This window comes from Catalinimonas alkaloidigena, assembly GCF_900100765.1.
In the GTDB taxonomy this organism is placed as follows: domain Bacteria; phylum Bacteroidota; class Bacteroidia; order Cytophagales; family Flexibacteraceae; genus Mooreia; species Mooreia alkaloidigena.
The window spans coordinates 17,036-36,612 of sequence record NZ_FNFO01000004.1 but is presented as its reverse complement, the minus strand read 5'-3'; the positions used below and the strand labels follow the sequence as shown (position 1 = coordinate 36,612).

The following is a 19,577-nucleotide window of genomic DNA, read 5'->3' as shown; positions in this document are numbered from 1 at the left end:
CGCCTTAATCACCTGAATGGATGCCCGAAACCCATCGCACGAATTACCCGGAACAGTACTTGTTGATTGATCAGGCCACGAAAGCGTCCGGCTTTACCATGGCGTCGGATGTGCTGACGTGCAGCCTGTTGCGTACCCTGGCGGCGGCCAAACCGGGCGGCGCCTTTCTGGAACTGGGCACCGGTACCGGCCTGTCGACCGCCTGGATGCTGGACGGCATGGACGCCACCGCTACGCTGGTTTCGGTCGACAACGCCCCGGAGTTTTTGTCCATTGCGCAACGCTACCTCGGCCACGATCCGCGCGTCACCTTTGTGGAAAGCGACGGGGGCGAGTGGCTGACGCAACACGCTCGATCCAAGTTCGATTACATTTTTGCCGATACCTGGCACGGGAAGTACCTGATGCTCGACGAAGCGCTGGCCCTGCTCAAACCCGGTGGGTTTTACATCATCGACGACATGTTGCCGCAGCCCAACTGGCCGGAAGGGCACGCCGAAAAAGCTGCCAAGCTGCAGACCACGCTGGCCGAACGCGATGACCTGTACCTCACCCGGCAGGACTGGGCCACGGGCATAGTCGTCGCCGTGAAAAAAGGAAATGTGTAGCATCCCTGCCTCGGCAGTCTGCCGTTGGTTTCAACCTCATTCTTCAACTCATTGTTTATGCAACGCCGTCTCTGGGCTTACCTGCAACTGATGCGCCCCGCCAATCTGGTGACGGCCGTGGCCGATATTCTGCTGGGCTATGCCGCCTCGGGGGCAGGAGCGGCCCTGGTAGAACAGGAAGTCGGCTGGGGCACCCTGGGCTGGCTGATCGTGTCGACCGTCTGCCTGTACGGCGGCGGGGTGGTGCTGAACGACTATTTCGACGCCGAACTGGACCGCACCGAACGACCGGAGCGACCCATTCCACGGGGTGACGCCACCGAAACGGGTGCGCAACTGCTGGGCGGCGGGCTGCTGTTGGCGGGCATCGTCACGGCGGGACAAGTGTCGTTGTTGAGCGCCGGACTGGCCATGCTCATTTGCGTGCTGGTGGTGCTTTACGACGCCTGGGGGAAACACCAATCGTGGTTCGGACCGCTGAACATGGGCCTGTGCCGCGGCGTCAACCTCCTGCTGGGCATGAGTGCCATCCCCGCCATGCTGTACGAGCGGTGGTACCTGGCCCTGATTCCGATCGTTTACATCGCCGCCATTACCATGATCAGCCGCGGCGAAGTACACGGCGAAAACCAACCCGCCCTGCGTGGTGGTCTGGCGCTGTACGGACTGGTTGTGTTGTCCATTCTGACGCTCGCTTTCACGGAAGATTCCCTCTACACCGTGCTGTTTTTTGTAGTCCTTTTTGGCTACCTTATTTTTCCGCCGCTGCTCCGTGCGCTGCGCGATGCCGCCCCGCAAAACATCGGGAAGGCCGTCAAAGCCGGGGTGATTTCCCTCATTGTGCTCGATGCCGCGCTGGCAACGGTTTTTGCGGGATGGCAATACGGCCTCATGGTGTTGATTCTCCTGCCGCTTTCGATGGGTTTGGGGCGTTTGTTTGCAGTGACTTAATGGTTTAGCGATGGAAGAACAGAAAGATCAGGAGGCCCTGGACCGGGAAGAATACTTTCGGGCGTATTTTGGCCAGAGTGCCGACTACTACTGGCAAAAAGTGGAAGAATATGGCGACGGCCGCACGTACACCTTCAACGTCTTTGCTTTTGTGTTCGGGCTGTCGTGGATGCTGTACCGGAAAATGTACCGCCCGATGGTGGTGCTCCTGGGCCTGATCCTGTTGTCGTCCGCCCTGGAATCGTCCCTGTGGATGCGGTTGCACCTGTCGGAAGCCACCATCGAGTTCATCGGCAATGCTGAAATGGTGGCCTGGGCTTTCCTGATGGGCTTCCTCGGCAATAACCTCTACCTAAAACAGGCCGCACGCACCATCGAATCGGTCACCGACGAGCTGGACGACAAGGAGCACATCAAAGCCCGTCTCGCGCAGTTGGGTGGCGTCACCCTCCGGCCTCACCTCCTCATTTTGCTGTTCCTCATCGGTGCGATGCTCCTGATGAAGTTCGGCGTGTTGCCCACCCTATTTCCATAAACGATGGACGGTATTACGTATCGGGACCGTTTTCTGGATCATCCCGAAGACCTATTCAGGTATTTAGAAACCCAAATTGCCTGGGACGAACGCATGGCGGCTCGTAAGACGGCCAGCTTTGGCGTGGCGTACAATTACTCGCAGGTCCACTATCCGTTTCAGCCCATGCCCCCGGCACTGGCGTCCGTGTGTGACGCATTGGAGAGAACCCTGGGGTTTCGGCCGAACAACTGTTTGCTCAATTATTACCGGGATGGCCGCTCTAAAATGGGTTACCATTCGGACCAGACCGACATCCTCGCGCCCGATACGGGGGTAGCCATCGTGTCCCTGGGCGAATGCCGTACCTTGCGCTTCCGGAATATTGCCGATCCCACGCTCACGCATGACGTTCCGCTGCCTGCCGGATCGCTGCTCTACATGACGCAGCGCGTTCAGCACGAATGGCAACACGCCATCCCGCGCACCGATACGGATCAAGGACGCATCAGTCTGACTTTCAGAAGGATGCAGCCGGAATAAGAAAGTGAATCGCGCGCCGCTTCGAAGCGCATGAAGTCACGCACGTTACCGGAACGGGTCCAAACGCACGCAGCCTGTCGGGAAAGCGATATTCCCGACAGGCTGCGTGGGTACTGTGCGAAAAATTTAAATCGCTTCTTTGCTCCATTCGCCGTTCACCAGGCGCCAGAGGTTGAGCGGGTTGGCGTCCTGTAACGCCTCCGGCAAAGCCGCCGACGGGAAGCCCTGGTAACAGAGGGGCCGCACGAACCGTTTGATCGCCTGCGTGCCGACCGAGGTGGTGCGGACGTCGGTCGTTGCGGGGTAAGGGCCGCCGTGGTTCATGGCATGGCTCACCTCCACGCCGGTCGGAAAACTGTTGACGATCAGCCGACCGACCTTTTGTTCCAGAAGTGCGACCAGGTCACGGTATTCGGCCAGATCCGCTTCGGTCGCGTGCAGGGTCGCCGTAAGGTGCCCGTGCAGTTGCCGCGCAAATTCGTACAACTCTTCTTTGCGCTCGGCCACCAGCCCGACCGACGAAGGCCCGAATACCTCTTCCGTCAGTTCCGGGTGGCGCAGCGCCGTTTGCACCGAAGCGCGCAGCCAGTGGGCCGGGGCCAGGGTGGCGCCATCCGCCACGTTGGCCTGCATAACCGCCACGCCTTCCATCTTCTTGAGGCCTTCAATGCCCTTGTGGTACGCCTGCAACAGGCCGCTGGTGAGCATCGGTGTGGGGGCGACGTTCGCCAGTTGTTCGCCGGTGGTCTTTAAAAAGGCCTCGGCTTCGTCCGACTGTTCGACCACCACGACGCCGGGATTGGTGCAAAATTGCCCGACGCCCAGCGTGACGGATTGGGCCAGTCCCTGGGCCAGTGCCGCGCCGCGCTCTTTCAATGCCCCCGGCAACACAAAAACAGGATTGGTGCTGCCCATTTCAGCATAGACCGGGATGGGCTCCGGCCGGCGAACGGCCGCGTCGTACAGGGCTTTTCCTCCCCGGAACGAGCCGGTGAATCCCACCGCTTTGATGAGCGGATGGCCTACCAGTTTGGTGCCGGGCGCGATGCCCCCATGCACCAGGGAAAAGACGCCTTCGGGCATGCCGGTGGCTTCCGCCGCTTTGCGGATCGCGCGCCCGACCATCTCCGACGTTCCGGGGTGCGCCGGATGGGCCTTTACCACCACCGAACAGCCGGCGGCCAGCGCCGAAGCGGTATCGCCACCCGCCACCGAAAAAGCCAACGGGAAGTTGCTCGCCCCGAACACCGCCACAGGACCCAGCGGAATCAGCATCTGGCGCAAATCCGGGCGGGGCAGGGGCTGGCGGTCGGGCAGGGCCGTATCGATCCGGGCTTCTACCCACGAGCCCTCGCGCAACAGTTCCGCAAACAGGCGCAGTTGGCCGCATGTACGGCCGCGCTCGCCCTGCAGACGGCCGAGGGGCAGCGCCGTTTCCTGATGACACCGCTCCAGCAGCGCATCGCCCAGCGCCATAATTTCGTCGGCAATTTTTTCGAGGAAGTCGGCTTTCTGGGCGCCGCTTTTCCGGCGGTAGGTGGCGAAGGCCCGGTCGGCCAGCACCACCGCCCGGTCTACTTCCGCGTCGGTCGCTTCGTAGAACGTGGTGGGCAGTTCGGTGCCCAGCGTGGCGTCCACGCCCGTAAAGGTGTGAGCCCCTTCGGCTGTATCGATCAACCCGATCAGGTTTTTTCCAGTCAGTTGCATGAGGTAAAAGTCAGATTTCAGATTTTTAAATTACAGATGGAGCGGGCAAATGCTCGGGTAAGCAAGTGGAGGAGCGTTCGGCGTGGTTATGAGTTCAGCGTGCTAAGCTTAAAGATCGAAGGGCGTTGGTGGCGATGTGCCCGCTTCACGGCGATGAACACCTCACACTTCGCTAACTGCCCACGTTGGACCCTGCGCTTTGCGCCACTCACTCATTTTGCTCGCTACACTACCCTGTTCGGCTTACCGACCACCCCCACGGGGTTGACCAAGGTGCCGATCCCCTGAATGCTGATGCGCACTTCGTCGCCGGGTTGCAGCGTAAAGTTGTCGGGGACGATGCCGGTGCCGGTCATCAGAAAACAGCCGTGTGGGAAACGCAGGGAATGAAATAAATAATCGACGAGTTCTGCCGGGGTGCGCTTCATCTGCTCCAGTTTGATCGTTTCGTCAATCACTTTCTCCTGCTCCCGGAAAATCACCAGTTGAATGTCGGTAGACGGCGGAAGCGGCGTGCTGGTGACGAACAAGCAAGGCCCCAGGGCGGCGCTGCCTTCGTACGACTTGGCCTGAGGAAGGTACAGCGGATTTTCGCCCTCGATGCTGCGCGAGCTCATGTCGTTGCCCACCGTGTAGCCCACAATTTTTCCGTTCGAAGTGGCAAAAAGGGTCAGTTCTGGTTCCGGCACGTTCCAGGTCGAGTCGGTGCGGATGTTGACCGTACCACCCGGCCCGACCGTTCGGGCGGCCGTGGCTTTAAAAAACAGCTCGGGGCGATCGGCGTGGTACACGCGGTCGTAAAAACTACCGCCGCCTACGGCCTCCGACTCTTCCATGCGGGCTTCGCGGCTCCGGTAATAGGTCACGCCCGAGGCCCACACTTCCTGTTGCCCGATGGGGGGCAGAAGTTCGCTGGCCGAGGGGGCCTGCGCATCGGCCGGATGTTCGGCAATGTACTGTTGCAGATGGTCAGGAAGGTCGTCGCGGTTGATGAGCGCATCCCACGACGAGTCGGGAAGCTGCCAGAAGTGGTCGTTTTGTTCGAGGATTGCTCCCCGGGTGGTATGGAAAAGACGCATGGGGTAGTGGTTTTGAGCGCAATATAAAGCATCGGGCCGGTTGCGGTTACGTAAACGCTTGCATAGCCGACGCGCCTGCCGCCCGGCGGGGACAGCGCAGGTAAGAAGGGGGTCGGGCGGGGCAACCTACTGGGGCCGGAAATTATTTTTAGCGGAACGGCTCGGCGGTTGCACGAAAAAAACGCCTGGTAAGACTAAAAATGGCCCCTTCCTGTGAGGGGACGCTCTATCTTTGCCGCCGCTTTTTTCGACCTACGTTTTTATGTACCTGATCGACAACACAGGAACTCTGTTGCTTTCGTGCCGCCGGAATACCGCCTGTGACCACATCACCGTGCGTGCTTCGAAGTCCGTGGAGGCTTCGGCCTCAACTTCCTTTCTTTTTCGCGTTTTGCCCCTCCGGGAACAACATTTTGCCGCTAAGCGCCGTACGGGTGCCACAGGGTCTGTCCCCTGTAGGCCGGTGCGTCGACAGCCGTCACGGCCGGCAAATCGGGGAGGCAACTGATTGTAAACGGGTTACGTAATTCAGGTAACGTAGTCTAATTCAATCGTTTGCACATGCTCTTATTGTAACTAGTTCGTCACCAGTTTGGCGGCGTGTTGTGCACCGACCGCCAGGGTGGTATTACCAACCTATCTACCATGAAGTATTTTTTTACGTTTCTCGTGACTTGCCTCTTACCCCTGTCGGTGGCGTTAGCGCAAACCAAGACGATAAGTGGACGAGTTACCACCGCCGAGGACGGTGAAGGACTGCCCGGCGCGAATGTGATTGTCGAAGGAACCAGCAAAGGGACCACAACCGACATCGAAGGCAATTATTCGATTACCCTCACTCCCGAAGAAAATACGCTCGTATTTTCGTTCATTGGCTTTCAGACCCAGACCATTCCGGTGGGCAACCAGTCAACCATCGACGTGGTGATGCAAACCGACGCCCAGACGCTGGAAGACGTGGTGGTGATCGGCTACGGAACGGTGAACAAGTCGGACCTGACGGGATCGGTGTCGTCCGTGCGCGGCGAAGACCTGACCAAAGTGCCGGCCGTATCGCCCACCCAGGCCCTGCAGGGGAAGGTATCGGGTGTGCAGGTGACCAGCACCAACGGCGCACCCGGCTCGGGCACGGTCGTGCGCATCCGCGGGACGGGCACGTTCAACAACGCCAGCCCCATCTACGTGGTCGACGGCGTGATTCTCGATAACATCGACTACCTGAACTCGGCCGACATCGAATCGATGGAGGTACTGAAAGATGCGTCGGCTACGGCCATCTACGGGTCGCGCGGCGCCAACGGGGTCGTGATCGTCACGACGCGGCAGGGCGCGCGCGGGCAGGAAGGCACGACCTTCAACGTGACGGGCGAATTCAGCATGCAGCGGATGCAACGGCCCATCGATCTGTTGAACGGGCCGGAGTTTGCTACGGTCGTCAACGAAATCAAACCCGGAACCTACAACAACGTGAGCGCCGTGCCCAGCACCGACTGGCAGGATCTGCTGTTCCGCGATGCGCCGATCCACAACTATCAGGTTTCGGCCTCCGGCTCTACGCAAAAGATGCAGTACTATTTTGGCCTGGGCTATTTTAACCAACAGGGGATCATTCCGAAATCGAGTTACGAGCGGGTGACCCTCAAGTTCAACAACACGTACAACCTGGCCGACTGGGCGCGCATCGGGAGCAACCTGAGCTTTACGCCCTACCGCCAGCAGAACACGCGGGGCAACTCGCCCTTTGTGGCTTACCGCTCGCAGCCGGTGGTGACGCCCTACCAGGCCGACGGCAGCTACTCGGTGGTGCCGGGTGTGGGCAACTTCCTGGCCGACATCGAGTACAACAACAGCTTTGAGCGCGGCATCCGTACGGTCGACAACATTTACGGCGAACTGGATCTGCTGGAAGGCCTGACCCTCCGCACCAGCTTCGGGGTCGACATGCAATACACAAAAACCGAGAGCTTTACGCCCGTGTTCTTCGTGTCGCCGCAGCAGCAGAACGACCTCAACGACCTGAACAAGTCGTACAGCGACCGCGTCTCGTGGCTGTGGGAAAACACGCTGAACTATCGGAAAGAGCTGGGGCGGCACCGCATCAACGCTGTGGTCGGCTATACGATGCAGGAGTCGAGTTCCGAGCGCTTCGCGGCCGCCGGGCAGGACATCCTGCGCAACGATCCCGATTTCTGGTACCTGAACCCGAACAACATCGTCTCGACGTCCATCGAAAACACGGTCGATCTGAGTCAGAACTACGCGATCATGTCGTACCTGGCGCGGGCCAACTACACGTTCGACAACCGTTATCTGTTTACGGCCACGTTCCGGCGCGACGGTTCTTCCAAATTCAGCGACAACAACCGCTGGGGGAACTTCCCGTCGTTTGCCGTGGGCTGGAACGTGATCAACGAAGCGTTTATGCAGGAGGTGCCTATGCTCTCGAACCTGAAAGTACGGGGAAGCTGGGGCATCATCGGCAACGAAAAGATCGACTACAACCGGCAGTATTCCCGGGTCGAAAACGGCCTGGCAGCGGTCTTCGGGCGGGGCGACATGATGTATCCCGGCTCGACGTTCGGCGAAACCGGCAACCCTGACCTGAGCTGGGAAAACACGTACCAGACCGACATCGGGATGGAATTTGGCCTGTTCAGCAACCGCCTGAACGTGGAGGTCGACTACTACAACAAACGTACGGAAGGCATCCTGATCAACCTGCCGGTGCCCGGGTACCTGGGCAATGGCGACGGCGCCACCATTACTTACAACGCCGCCGAGGTGCTGAACCGCGGGTTCGAGTACAACGTGGTCTGGAGCGGCGCGGCGAACGAGTTTACCTACCGGATCGGGACCGTCGGGACCACCATCCACAACGAAGCGCTAAAAGTGTTCGGCACGGGTGGCTCGGGCGATCGGCTGTTCAACGGCGGCATCACCACGGCCACCGGCCCCGGCCTGCCGCTGGGTGCGTTCTACGGCTACCAGGTCGATGGCGTGTTCCAAACCCAAGAGGAACTCAACGCGTATCCGCACCTGTCGACTGCGGGCGTGGGCGATCTGCGTTTCGTCGATACCAACGCCGATGGCGTGTTGAACAGCGACGACCGGACCTACCTGGGTTCACCGATTCCATCGTTCATCTACGGCCTGAACATGGAATTCGGCTGGAAAGGCTTTGACCTGACGGCTGATTTTCAGGGACAGACCGGCAACAAGATTTACAACATCAAGGAAACCGTTCGGCCCGACCTCTACAACTTCGAGCAGCACGTGATCAACCGCTGGACCGGCCCCGGTACCAGCAACACCGAACCACGGGCTACGGCCGGTGGCTACAACTGGCTTCCGTCTTCTTACTTCGTGCAGGACGGGTCTTACCTCCGGCTGCGGACGCTGACGCTGGGGTACACCCTGCCGGAGGCCATCGCCCAACAGGCCAAAATGCGCTCAGCGCGGGTGTACCTGCGCGGCACAAACGTGTTTACCCTGACCAAATTTACGGGCTACTCGCCCGAGGTGGCCAGCAGCAGCTCGATCGACAACGGCATCGATTCCGGAGGCAACGATTCGTATCCCGTCTCGTCCATCTATTCTGTGGGTCTGAACGTCACTTTCTAAACGCATTTCCATCATGACTATACTGAAAAACTTCTTCTCGACGGGAATCAAGGTTGCGGCGTTTGTCGTGCTGGCGGGCTGCTCCGACTTCCTGGAGAAACCCCTTCAGGGCGAACTGACGCAGGAAAACTTTCCGGTTTCGCAGCAAGATGCCCTGCTGGCCACCAACGCGATCTACAACGTCCAGCGGCAAAGCGGCTTCAACCAGGGACTTTTCCCGATTCTGGACATTATGTCGGACGACGGCCTGAAAGGCTCCAATCCCGACGACGGCGCTTCATCGGCCCTGCCGTACGATAACTTTACCTACCTGCCCACCGAAGGCAACCTGAGCCGCTGGTGGAACACCCTGTACGAGGGTGTGAAGCGGGCGAACGTGGTGGTGGAACTGGTGCCCGGCATCGCAATGGACGCCGGGTTGCGCGACCGTTACGTGGGCGAGGCCCGGTTCCTGCGGGCGTTGTTCTACTTCGATCTGGTGCGGGCCTGGGGAGGCGTGCCGCTGGTGACCACCACCGCTCCGGAAACTAACCTGCGCCGCGCCTCGGCCGACGAGGTCTACGCGCTGATTGAACAAGACCTGCTGGCGGCCATCAACGCGCTGCCCGAAAAATCGGACTACAGCGACGCGGACCTGGGTCGCGCCACCAAAGGAGCAGCCAAAGCGCTGCTGGCGAAGATGTACCTGTTCCGTAACGACTTCGCCAACGCCGAGAAGTATGCGCTGGAAGTGATCAACTCGGGGCAATACAGCCTGGAGCCTAACTTCGAAGATGCCAACGGAGTAAACGGAGAGCACGGCGTGGAATCGGTCTACGAAATCGGGGCGATGCCCTTCGCGACCGAAAACGGCGGCAACCAGTACGGCAACGTGCAGGGCGTACGCGGCACCCCCAACCGGGGCTGGGGCTTCAACCGTCCGTCGCTCGACCTGCAAAATTCGTTCGAAACGGGCGATCCGCGGCTCGACGCAACGGTCATTTACCTGGGCGAAGTGCTCGACGGCGTCACGATCCAGGGCGACGGTGGCACACCGGACGAAACGTACGATGCTAACGGCAATCTGGTGCAGATCGAATGCTACAACCAGAAAGTCTGGACACCGGGCACCAACACCCAGACGCAGTTTGGCTACAACCGCCGCGTGATTCGCTACGCGGACGTGCTGCTGATGGCGGCCGAAGCGCTGAACAAGAACAACAAGTCGGCCGAGGCGCTGACGTACCTGAACCAGGTGCGGGCCCGCGCACGGGGCGGCAATTCCGGCATCCTGCCCGACATCACCGAAACCGACCCCGCTACGCTGGACGACCTCATCTTCACGGAGCGTCGCCACGAACTGGCGATGGAAAGCCACCGTTTCTTCGATCTAGTGCGGACCGGCCGTGCGGCCACGGTATTGGGGCCGTTGGGCTACGTGGAAGGCAAGCACAACCTGCTGGCCATTCCGCAGACCGAGATTGACCTGTCGCAGGGAACCATCGAACAGAACCCAAACTGGCAATAAGCAAGTAACCTATCTACCAAAATGTATAATCGTTTCTATTGTATGAATCACCTACATTGGATTTCCACACGCCTTCTGGCGTTTGCTCTACTGGCCGTTGTGCTGGTGAGTTGTAAAAAAGATGACGAGCCGACCGCCTTCACCCTCAGTTCGCTGATGGCCGGCGACGCCGATCTGAACGCGGCCACCAGCCCGAGCGACGTCGCACCCGATGCCGACATCGTGGCTACCTTCTCGACCAACGTCGACCCGGCCACCGTCGACAGCACTAACATCACGCTGACCCGAAATTACGACAACGCCAGCGTACCGCTGACCATTACGCCTTCCGGCAGCACGATCACCATTTCGCCCACCGAAGAGCTGGGAACCGGTACGCAATACGCCCTGAAACTGGGCGCGGGCCTGATGTCGACCGACGGACTGGCCTTGACCGAAGTAACCCGTTCGTTCACCACCGAGGGCACCTTTGCGCCGTCGGGCGTGGTGGCGCACTGGACGTTCGAAGGCAACGCCAACGACGAAATGGGCAGCTACAACGCTTCCGATGCGGTAGCCATCACGTACACAGATTCCCGTAACGCCGCTGCCGGTCAGGCCGCTACGTTCGACGGCGACGCCAGCATCATCGAGGTGCCCAACGGCGACCAACTGATGAACACCGAAGATTTCACACTCAGCATGTGGGTGAAGACCAATTCGGATGGCCACGTGGATGCCAGCGGTAACCCGGCGGGTCACTTTGTGATCGGACTGGGGGCGTTTTATGGTTTCCAGATGGAGATTCCTTCCAGCTACGGATCGATTCAACTGCCGGTACAATACCTGTATGGTGATGGCACTACCGGTACAGGCGGCAACCTTTCGTTCAATGGTGAGGGCAAAACCAAAGACAACGGAGGTTGGCAGGGTACAGAAGTTAGCAAAGATTTGAGCGGTTCGGGTGGCGTATCGTCGCTGGTAAAAGACAAGTGGGCGCACATCGTCTATACGTATACTCAGGCGGAAAAAACGCGTCGTCTCTATATTAATGGACAGTTGATGCAACAAGATAACTTTAACCTGTGGCCTGACGATGCGAAAGAAAGAACTGTTCAAGGATTGAAATACGGCGGTTCCGAGCCCGATGTTGAGCCGGTGCTAGCGTTTGGTTTCATCCAGTCGCGGGGCGGCACGCTGTGGGATGCCGAACCGTGGGGCGGGTACGACATTCCTACCTCCAACCACTTCAAAGGACAAATGGACGACGTTCGAATTTTCCATACGCCCCTGACTGCCCAGGAAATCGAGCTGATGTACAACTCGGAAAAACCTTAATCCGGCCTCTTTTGTCATTTTTCACAAAAGGTTTCTGGTGCAGACCGGAAACCTTTTTTTTACGTTCTACCACCATGACGCTTTTTACTTACCCAAAACCCTGTTTTCATTCGTTACGCTCCTCGCTGTTGTACGCAGGGCGGGGGGGCTTGCTGTGGCTCTTGCTGCTGGCTATGCTGGTGGGCTGTAAAGAAGAGGAAGAGCCCCCGGTGGCCCCCGGTACGCTGCAACTGTCGGCCATTCGGGTGGGAACGCGCTCCCTGGTGCTGGACGTTGGTGCGGAAACCACCGGCGCCCCTACCGACCAGCCGGTCATTATCGCCTTTTCGAGCGCGCTGAACACCCAGACCGTACCGACGGCGGTGGCGCTGGCGGAAGGGGCCACGCCGGTCGAGGGCACATTTGCGTACCTGGACAACGACCGGACCGTTTCGTTCCAACCCGATTCGGCGTTGCAGGAGAATACGGTTTATACGCTGGTGGTTTCCGAAGCCATCAAAGGGGCGAATGGCGAAACGTTTCAGGGGATTGCCGTACAGTTTCGTACCGAACAGGGGGCGTTGACGTTGGAATCGCTGTTCATCAGCGAACGGAAGGTGGAAGGCAGCGCTCGCTTTGTAGACGTGCCGCTGCAACCCGAAATTATCCTGAACTTTTCGCGCCCGCTCAATCCGGCCGGTCTGACGCCCAACCTGGTCTACCTCAACGGTCCCAAAGTAGGGGCCTCTACCTTGTCGCTGACGAACGACAACCAGACGCTGACCCTGACCACCAGCGCGCCCCTCGATCACCTGAACCGTTACCAGTTGGTGGTGACCAATCAGTTGAAGGGCGAAAAAGGGGAAGCCTTTGCCGGTTTCAGTCGGACGTTCTACACCACCAAGGCCGCCGAGCCGCAGTTTCCGCTGCTCAGCGACGACGCGCTGCTGACGCTGGTGCAGGAAAAGACGTTCGGCTACTTCTGGGAGTTTGCGCACCCGGCCAGCGGCATGGCCCGCGAACGGAACACGTCGGGCAACACGGTCACGTCGGGTGGGTCGGGCTTTGGACTGATGGCGCTCATCGTCGGCATCGAGCGAGGGTTCATTACCCGGCAGGAAGGCCTCGACCGGTTTGACCAGATCCTCACCTTCCTGGAAGGGACCGACCGCTTTCACGGTGCGTGGTCGCACTGGATCGACGGCAACAGTGGCCGTGTGCAGCCTTTCAGCACCAATGACAACGGCGGCGATCTGGTCGAAACCGCGTTCCTGGTGCAGGGACTCCTGACGGTCCGACAATACCTCGATGCGGCTGACGCGACCGAACAGGCGCTGATCGACCGCATCAACACGCTCTGGCAGGGAGTCGAGTGGGACTGGTACACGCGCGGTGGGCAGGACGTGCTGTACTGGCACTGGTCACCCGACAAAGAATGGGCCATGAACATGCCCATTGCGGGCTATAACGAAGCACTGATCGTCTACGTGCTGGCGGCGGCTTCGCCCACCCACACCATCGAAAAGTCGGTCTACACGAACGGTTGGGCGCGCAACGGCGGCATCGTCAACGGGAAATCGTTTTACGACATCACCCTCCCCGTCGGCTACGACTACGGCGGCCCGCTGTTTTTTGCCCACTACTCGTTTCTGGGGCTTGACCCGCGGAACCTAAGCGATCCGTACGCGGATTATTGGACGCAGAACGTGAATCACTCGCGGATCAACCACGCCTATGGTGTGGACAATCCGCAGAATTTTGTAAGCTACAGCGACTCGTGCTGGGGCCTGACGGCCAGCGACAACCACCAGGGATACTCGGCCCACTCGCCGACGAACGACCTGGGCGTCATCACCCCGACGGCGGCGTTGTCGTCCTTTCCCTACACGCCGGACGAATCGATGAAGGCCATGAAGTTTTTCTACTACGAAGTGGGCGATAAACTCTGGGGCGATTACGGGTTTTACGATGCCTTCAACGTAACGGAAGGTTGGTACGGCAATTCCTATCTGGCCATTGACCAGGGGCCCATTCCGGTGATGATCGAAAACCACCGCACCGGCCTGTTGTGGGATTTGTTTATGTCAGCGCCGGAAGTCAAAAACGGCCTGGACAAGCTGGGCTTCAGTTACTAAGCGGGCCGACCGGGAAACCTAAGGCACGTTGCGGCAGTAAAAGAAAGAGAGGTCCCGCCGTTAAAGGTGAGCCCGCCGTCCCATGATAACGAAACATGCTTATGGAACTTCTGAAATTTAAAACGAACCTGACCAGTGAAGAAAACGTGGCGACCGTCACGCCGATGCTGGATAAGAAAGAAAATATCAGCCAGTGGAACGTCGATACCGACGATGCCGACCACATTCTGTCGATTACCGGCAACGACGTTGACCCGCAACAGGTCGAAAATCTGTTGCAGGAAGCCGGCTTTTCGGCCGAGTTGCTGCAAGTGATCGGCATGGGCGGTTCCGACCTGTAGCCGATACAGAAACGGATTATAAAAAAGGCGGGAAGTTCACGACTTCCCGCCTTTTTTGCGTAACGAGCGGTTGGGTCGGTTACAGCACGACCAGTTTTTTGGTGGCTTGTCCTTGGTCGGTCGTCAGCACGACGTAGTAGAAGCCGCGTGCCAGGCGGGCCGGAATGTCGATCGAAGCCCGGTGCAGCCCCGTCTGTTCGTAAAGCACCTGCCCGTTGGGCCGCAGAATCCGCACCGTCCGAATCCGGTTGGTAGCGCCCACCTCGACGGTGAATTGCTGGCCTGACGAAGGATTCGGGTAGAGCGTGATGGTACGTGCGTCGAGCGTGTTGCGGGCCGCCGATGTCACAAAGTCGTCGACGTAGTTGGGCGTGCCGGCCTCGTTTTGCAGGGCCGTGAGGTCTTCCACCAGGCTATTGAGGTACATTTCCAGGTGGGTGTAAGCGTTGCCGACCGCGTAGGTGGCACCGTCGGCCGGATCGTCTTTGTCCAGTTTGTGCGCTTCTTCCCAGGCATCGGGCATGCCATCGCCGTCGCTGTCGGTCGGGGCTTCGGTGCTTTCGTAGGTGGGCCATCCGCCGACGTCGCTTTGCGTGTCGATCAGGCCGTTGGTGCTGCCGTTCGAGCCTTCAAACGTATACGAGCCTTCTTCCACTTCGCGGGCAATGCGGCGGTCGACGGTGTCGCGGCTGCGGCTGGCACCGGCGTAGGCCAATACCTGCGCAAACGCGTCTTCGGCCGGATGGGTCGTGATCTGCCCCTTGGCAAAGGCGGTATCCGACTTCAGTTCCGCCTTGTCTTTGCTCGACGGATTCGGGTCGATGCCCAGCCAGTTGTCGGCCGTGGTGGCGGGTGTGCCGAATACGTAGTTGCCGTCGACGTAAAACGTGCCCCAGACGCCTTCGGCCTGGGCGTTGCCGCCGTTGTCGGGATTCGGAGAAAAAATGCGGTCCGCCTTGCTCGAGCTGGTAGCCGGGCCGGGCTTGTAGTAGTTGTTGACGAAGTTGTAGCGGCCGCCTTCGCCGGCATAGCCGCTGTTGCCGCTCCAGTTGTAAACCACGTTGTTGCGGAAATCGACCAGTTCCAGGTCGGCGCGGTTCGAGTAGCGCGCGCCGTTCATGCGGGGATTGCGGCTGTCGTGGTGCGCCAGCAAATTATGGTGAAAACTCGCGCCGTGGCCTCCCCAGATGCCGCCGTAGCCGTGTGTGCCTTTGTCGTGGACCGAATTGCGCAGGCTTTCGGAGAGGATGCACCACTGCATGGTGAAGCGGGCGTTGTCGTAGAACGAAGCTGTCTCGTCCGTGCTCCAGCTCAGCGAACAGTGGTCGATGATGATGTCGCGCCGGTTACGGCCCCAGATGGCGTCGCCCTCGTGTTGCGCTTCGTCGCCCATGCGCGAGCGCAGGTAACGGATGATGACGTTGTTGGCGTCGACCGTCACCGAATAGTTTTTCAGGCAGATGCCGTCGCCGGGGGCGCTCTGCCCCGCGATGGTCACGTCGCCGTTTTTGATGCGCAGGTCCGAGCGCAGTTCGATGATGCCCGACACCTGGAAGAGGATGGTGCGGGCACCACTCTGCCCGATGGCGTCGCGCAGGCTGCCCTCGCCGGAATCGTTGAGGTTGGTGACGTAGATCACCCGCCCGCCTCGCCCGCCGGTGGTGAAGCGGCCGAACCCTTCGGCACCGGGAAAGGCGATGGGGGTGGTGTTGACTTCCTGCGCGTACGTGTGCCAGGACAGCAGCAACAGGAGTAAGAGAGGTGAAACTTTCGGGAAATGCATAAAAAAATGGGTCAGTAGACAAATAGAGTTGCACCGAGAAAGAATCGCTCCGGTGCAGGTTTATACCTTACAAGAGCGCTCTTTTTTCAGGAACAACCCAATCGGCCGACGGAAATGCGAAAATAAGCGCGAGCCGAGGCGCTGCGTGTGATGCGCACGCGTTACACTAAACCCGAAAGGAAGTGGACGGTGGCGTCAGGCTCAGGTCGGATCGGCGTGGGTCGCCTGATCCAGTTCCTGTAACGCGGCCTGAAACTGTTGTGCGAGTTGGTGCAGTTGCGCGACCACCTGCTGCTGTTCGGACGGCTCGGCGGCGTGTGCGTAGCGGGCCAGCAGCGTGTCCAGTTGCTGTGCGTGCTGGTGAAGCTGGTGCGTGGCGTCGGCCAGCTGGCCGTTACGGGTGGTCAGGCGGGTCACGTGCTGTTGCAACTGAAGCTCGTTTTGCTTTTGCCGGTCGATGTCCTGAAATACGCCGCGCACTTTCACGGCTTTGCCCCGCGAGTCGAATACCGGTTCGCCGATGGCTCGTACCCAGCGGTGCTGCCCCTTGGCGGTGACAAACTCCAGCTCCAGATCGTAGCGCTCGCCGTGCGTAATGGTACGCGAAAACGCCCGTTCCAGCACCGGACGCGAGGCCGGCGCAAAAAACTCGAACGCTTCTTCGAGGGTCGGATGGTAGGAGGTGGGCAGTTCGTGAATCTTGTATACTTCGTCGGTCCAGAGGATTTCGCCGGCGAGCACGTCCACTTCCCACGCCCCGATGTGCGCAATGCGGCTGGTCTCCTGCAACTGAAACTCGCGCTGCTGCAACTGCTGTTCCTGCTGCTTTTCGAGCTGAATGTTGCGGATAAGGCCCACGATGTGTTTTGGCGTGCCGGCGTGGTCCCATTGCGCCTGCCCCGAGAGGTCGAACCACTCGTACTGGCCGTCCTTTTTGCGGATGCGCAACTGCAGGTGCAGTGGATCTTTGTACTCGTAATGCCGGTGGAGGGCGTGCAACAGCTTCTCACGGTCGGTCGGGTGCACCATCAGGTAAATAAAGTAGTCCTGACTGGCCTTCAGTTCTTCGAACGAGTAGCCGAGCAGTTCGTAGAAGTGGGGCGACCACCACGCTTTTCCGCTCGAAATCTGGAAGTCCCAGAGGCCCACGTCCACGCCTTGCATAATCAGGTTGAGGCGTTCGGTCTGCGCCGTGACGTGATGCCGCGTCTGGGTCGAGGTAGACGTCAGGTTGATGTAGTACCCCCTCATGCGCAGCGGCTGGCCCTTGGCATCCCACTGGTGGACGGTGCCGTGACAGAAAAGCTCGATGTGCGAACCGTCTTTGCGGAGGTAGCGGCACGTGTGGCTGTAGGGGTGTCGCCCGTGGGTGTCCACATGTTTCTGAAACGTTTCGACCACCACCGGGTAGTCGTCAGGATGAATCAGCTTCCGCCAGGCATCGGGGTCGGTGCCCAGTTCGTGCAGTTCGTAGCCCAGCAACGTGCGGAAACGCTGGTCGTCCTGCCGCCACTTGTGTGCAATTTCCCAATCCCAGAACCCCGCAAACGTATCGTCGAACAAAATGTCGGCCACGTCCATCGGCCCGACGTGGATGCGTTTTGAGTCGGCAACGCGGCGCGGCTGAACGGGGGAGAGGTGGTCTTGCATCATCTGGTAAAAAATGAGGAATGGGTTTCCGGAAAGCCTCCCGGCGGGAGCGTCCTCTGTAAAGGTACACCACACGCAGGGTTTATACCCCACCTCCCGCGGGGGAAAAGGGAAGAAGCGGCGGGAACCGAAGCGAAAAAGGAGCCGTAGTCGGCAGCATCCGACCACAACTCCTTTCGCATACAATCCCTTTCGGAAGGCCGTTTACCCGAGGGCCTCTACACCGGCCTGCGCCACGGTATGGTCGTCCTCAACGGTGCTGCCCGATACGCCGATGGCCCCGACGATGGTGCCTTCGCCGTTTTTGATCGGAATGCCGCCCGGAAACGAAATCAGGCCGCCGTTCGAATGTTCGATGTGGTACAGCGAGCCGCCCGGTTGCGAAAGCTGGCCGATGTCGCCGGTCGGCATGTCGAAGAAGCGGGCCGTCTTGGCCTTTTTGATCGCAATGTCGATCGAGCCGAGCCAGGCGCCATCCATCCGGGCAAACGCCACCAGGTTTGCGCCGCTGTCGACGACGGCAATGTTCATTTTCAGATTCAGCGATTGCGATTTTTCCACCGCGGCCTGAACGGCCGCCTGCGCGTCTTGCAAAGAAATGTTCATGAGAGGTAAAGGTGTGATGACTAAACTGCTCTATGTACGCACCTGGTCCGGTTGGGTTCCTGCATACAGGGTACCGTAGGGCACAACCGTAAATTTATTTACCTTGCCCGGGTGATTCTCAGGTCCGTTTGGGTATAAAGCAGGTATGATGGAAAGACCGCATCCTCCTTGTCAGACGCAATTGCTGGCCGACCTCCGTGCCGGAGAGGCTGCCGCGTACGAAGCGCTGTACGCGCAGGCGTATCCGGCCATTGCCCGGTTGGTCCGGCAAAATCGCGGGCAGGACGACGACGCGCAGGACCTGTTTCAGGAAGCCATGCTGGTGCTGCATCAGAAAATGGCCCGCCCCAATTTTCAACTTGCTGCTTCGCTCCACACGTTTCTCTACGCCATTGCCCGCAACCTGTGGCTTAAGAAGTTGCGCGACGAAACGTGGATTACGACCGACGACGCCGAACGGCTGGCGGCGCTCCACGACCAGCAGGCGTGGCAGACCCCCGAACCGGCCGAGCCAGAACGCGAAACGGCCGTTCACACCTGGCTCACGCACATCACCGACCATTGCCAGCAGGTGTTGCAGTCGCTCTATTTTCAGGAGCAGCCGATGGAGGAGTTGATGCACACGATGGGCTGGAAAAACAAGCACACGGCCAGCAATCAGAAGTACAAGTGCATCCAGCAGATCCGGAAGGTGGCAGAGCGATAACCCCTGCACCTGGCTGCTGCGTCTCCGCAACTTTTTTCTTTCCCTCCGGGTGATTTTCGGCGCGTTTCGGTATCAAGAAGTAGAAACTCAACTTTCAAACTCATGAAAACCGAATCGCACGGGTTGGTGGAACTGACCGACCAAAACTTCCAGGACATAAAAAATCAGAACGGCGTGTTGCTGGTCGAGCTGGGTGCCGAGTGGTGCGGCCCCTGTAAAATGATGGCTCCGATCATGCAGGAACTCGCCCGCGACTACCAGGGCCTCGCCACCATCGCCGAACTCGACGTCGACATGAATCCGGAAACCACGGTGGCCTTCGGCGTGCGCGGTGTGCCGACGCTCCTCGTCTTCAAAGACGGCGAACTGGTGCAGCGCTTCAGCGGCGCGACCAACAAGCGCATCCTGAGCCAGACCCTCAATGGCCTCGTGAACGTCACCGACACCGCATTCTAAGCAGTCGTTTGTAACCGCCAGCTACGTTCTAACTGATTTACCTTTCACTGTCATCTCGAACGATAGCGGTCCGC

At 59.4% G+C, this 19,577-nt stretch carries 16 protein-coding genes; 11 read left to right on the top strand and 5 right to left on the bottom strand.

Annotated elements, in window-relative coordinates; all coding sequences use genetic code 11:
• The first annotated feature begins 20 nt into the window (after positions 1-20).
• Genes BLR44_RS11105 through BLR44_RS11090 form a run of 4 tightly spaced genes read left to right on the top strand, consistent with a single transcriptional unit; the run spans position 21 to position 2,616 of the window.
• Positions 21-608 carry an O-methyltransferase gene (locus BLR44_RS11105; RefSeq protein WP_089681800.1) on the top strand — a complete coding sequence of 196 codons (588 nt, stop codon included), beginning with the start codon at positions 21-23 and terminating at the stop codon, positions 606-608.
• Between the two features lie 57 nt (positions 609-665).
• On the top strand, positions 666-1,559 hold the full coding sequence (gene eboC / locus BLR44_RS11100; protein ID WP_089681799.1) for a UbiA-like protein EboC: 894 nt from the start codon (positions 666-668) through the stop codon (positions 1,557-1,559).
• Between the two features lie 10 nt (positions 1,560-1,569).
• Entirely contained in the window at positions 1,570-2,094 is a 525-nt protein-coding gene (locus BLR44_RS11095; RefSeq protein ID WP_089681798.1) for a DUF2628 domain-containing protein, read from the top strand.
• 3 nt (positions 2,095-2,097) lie between these two features.
• Positions 2,098-2,616 carry an alpha-ketoglutarate-dependent dioxygenase AlkB family protein gene (locus tag BLR44_RS11090; RefSeq protein WP_089681797.1) on the top strand — a complete coding sequence of 173 codons (519 nt, stop codon included), beginning with the start codon at positions 2,098-2,100 and terminating at the stop codon, positions 2,614-2,616.
• A gap of 126 nt (positions 2,617-2,742) precedes the next feature.
• Here the strand turns inward: BLR44_RS11090 and BLR44_RS11085 are convergent, their stop codons facing one another.
• Positions 2,743-4,323: an aldehyde dehydrogenase (NADP(+)) gene (locus tag BLR44_RS11085; protein ID WP_089681796.1), complete on the bottom strand. Its 1,581-nt coding sequence runs from the start codon at positions 4,321-4,323 to the stop codon at positions 2,743-2,745.
• Positions 4,324-4,547: 224 nt separating this feature from the next.
• Positions 4,548-5,402 carry a fumarylacetoacetate hydrolase family protein gene (locus BLR44_RS11080; protein WP_089681795.1) on the bottom strand — a complete coding sequence of 285 codons (855 nt, stop codon included), beginning with the start codon at positions 5,400-5,402 and terminating at the stop codon, positions 4,548-4,550.
• Between the two features lie 645 nt (positions 5,403-6,047).
• On the opposite strand from BLR44_RS11080, the gene BLR44_RS11075 reads away from it, so the two are divergent.
• From BLR44_RS11075 to BLR44_RS11055, 5 genes are all read left to right on the top strand, one after another.
• Positions 6,048-9,023 carry a SusC/RagA family TonB-linked outer membrane protein gene (locus tag BLR44_RS11075; protein WP_089681794.1) on the top strand — a complete coding sequence of 992 codons (2,976 nt, stop codon included), beginning with the start codon at positions 6,048-6,050 and terminating at the stop codon, positions 9,021-9,023.
• A gap of 13 nt (positions 9,024-9,036) precedes the next feature.
• The gene (locus BLR44_RS11070) at positions 9,037-10,530 is read left to right on the top strand and encodes a RagB/SusD family nutrient uptake outer membrane protein (RefSeq protein ID WP_089681793.1); all 1,494 of its coding nucleotides are present in this window, start codon (positions 9,037-9,039) and stop codon (positions 10,528-10,530) included.
• A 42-nt stretch (positions 10,531-10,572) separates the two neighbouring features.
• A complete protein-coding gene (locus tag BLR44_RS11065; RefSeq protein WP_176955992.1) occupies positions 10,573-11,847 on the top strand; it encodes a LamG-like jellyroll fold domain-containing protein in 1,275 nt (424 codons plus the stop codon).
• Positions 11,848-11,921: 74 nt separating this feature from the next.
• Positions 11,922-13,961 (top strand): glucoamylase family protein, encoded by a 2,040-nt coding sequence (locus BLR44_RS11060; RefSeq protein ID WP_089681791.1) that lies wholly within the window; start codon positions 11,922-11,924, stop codon positions 13,959-13,961.
• Between the two features lie 101 nt (positions 13,962-14,062).
• On the top strand, positions 14,063-14,302 hold the full coding sequence (locus BLR44_RS11055) for a hypothetical protein (RefSeq protein ID WP_089681790.1): 240 nt from the start codon (positions 14,063-14,065) through the stop codon (positions 14,300-14,302).
• Positions 14,303-14,381: 79 nt separating this feature from the next.
• Here BLR44_RS11055 and BLR44_RS11050 read toward each other — a convergent pair whose 3' ends face one another.
• The 3 genes from BLR44_RS11050 to BLR44_RS11040 all read right to left on the bottom strand — a co-directional run bounded on the left by BLR44_RS11050 (position 14,382) and on the right by BLR44_RS11040 (position 18,341).
• Positions 14,382-16,085 carry a T9SS type A sorting domain-containing protein gene (locus BLR44_RS11050; protein ID WP_176955991.1) on the bottom strand — a complete coding sequence of 568 codons (1,704 nt, stop codon included), beginning with the start codon at positions 16,083-16,085 and terminating at the stop codon, positions 14,382-14,384.
• 201 nt (positions 16,086-16,286) lie between these two features.
• Positions 16,287-17,738 (bottom strand): PAS domain-containing protein, encoded by a 1,452-nt coding sequence (locus BLR44_RS11045; protein WP_089681789.1) that lies wholly within the window; start codon positions 17,736-17,738, stop codon positions 16,287-16,289.
• Between the two features lie 201 nt (positions 17,739-17,939).
• A complete protein-coding gene (locus tag BLR44_RS11040) occupies positions 17,940-18,341 on the bottom strand; it encodes a GlcG/HbpS family heme-binding protein (RefSeq protein WP_089681788.1) in 402 nt (133 codons plus the stop codon).
• Positions 18,342-18,486: 145 nt separating this feature from the next.
• Between BLR44_RS11040 and BLR44_RS11035 the strand changes: the two genes are divergently transcribed.
• On the top strand, positions 18,487-19,047 hold the full coding sequence (locus tag BLR44_RS11035; RefSeq protein ID WP_089681787.1) for an RNA polymerase sigma factor: 561 nt from the start codon (positions 18,487-18,489) through the stop codon (positions 19,045-19,047).
• 102 nt (positions 19,048-19,149) lie between these two features.
• Positions 19,150-19,503, top strand: coding sequence for a thioredoxin family protein (locus tag BLR44_RS11030; RefSeq protein WP_089681786.1), 354 nt, complete (start codon positions 19,150-19,152; stop codon positions 19,501-19,503).
• Positions 19,504-19,577 lie beyond the last annotated feature (74 nt).

Bases quoted from the DNA above. Each gene is read 5' to 3' on its own strand.
- BLR44_RS11070 (WP_089681793.1), top strand. From the start codon at position 9,037: ATGACTATACTGAAAAACTTCTTCTCGACGGGAATCAAGGTTGCGGCG.
- eboC (WP_089681799.1), top strand. From the start codon at position 666: ATGCAACGCCGTCTCTGGGCTTACCTGCAACTGATGCGCCCCGCCAAT.
- BLR44_RS11095 (WP_089681798.1), top strand. From the start codon at position 1,570: ATGGAAGAACAGAAAGATCAGGAGGCCCTGGACCGGGAAGAATACTTT.
- BLR44_RS11105 (WP_089681800.1), top strand. From the start codon at position 21: ATGCCCGAAACCCATCGCACGAATTACCCGGAACAGTACTTGTTGATT.
- BLR44_RS11080 (WP_089681795.1), bottom strand. From the start codon at position 5,402: ATGCGTCTTTTCCATACCACCCGGGGAGCAATCCTCGAACAAAACGAC.
- BLR44_RS11035 (WP_089681787.1), top strand. From the start codon at position 18,487: ATGATGGAAAGACCGCATCCTCCTTGTCAGACGCAATTGCTGGCCGAC.
- BLR44_RS11065 (WP_176955992.1), top strand. From the start codon at position 10,573: ATGAATCACCTACATTGGATTTCCACACGCCTTCTGGCGTTTGCTCTA.
- BLR44_RS11075 (WP_089681794.1), top strand. From the start codon at position 6,048: ATGAAGTATTTTTTTACGTTTCTCGTGACTTGCCTCTTACCCCTGTCG.
- BLR44_RS11060 (WP_089681791.1), top strand. From the start codon at position 11,922: ATGACGCTTTTTACTTACCCAAAACCCTGTTTTCATTCGTTACGCTCC.
- BLR44_RS11030 (WP_089681786.1), top strand. From the start codon at position 19,150: ATGAAAACCGAATCGCACGGGTTGGTGGAACTGACCGACCAAAACTTC.
- BLR44_RS11055 (WP_089681790.1), top strand. From the start codon at position 14,063: ATGGAACTTCTGAAATTTAAAACGAACCTGACCAGTGAAGAAAACGTG.
- BLR44_RS11050 (WP_176955991.1), bottom strand. From the start codon at position 16,085: ATGCATTTCCCGAAAGTTTCACCTCTCTTACTCCTGTTGCTGCTGTCC.
- BLR44_RS11040 (WP_089681788.1), bottom strand. From the start codon at position 18,341: ATGAACATTTCTTTGCAAGACGCGCAGGCGGCCGTTCAGGCCGCGGTG.
- BLR44_RS11045 (WP_089681789.1), bottom strand. From the start codon at position 17,738: ATGATGCAAGACCACCTCTCCCCCGTTCAGCCGCGCCGCGTTGCCGAC.
- BLR44_RS11090 (WP_089681797.1), top strand. From the start codon at position 2,098: ATGGACGGTATTACGTATCGGGACCGTTTTCTGGATCATCCCGAAGAC.
- BLR44_RS11085 (WP_089681796.1), bottom strand. From the start codon at position 4,323: ATGCAACTGACTGGAAAAAACCTGATCGGGTTGATCGATACAGCCGAA.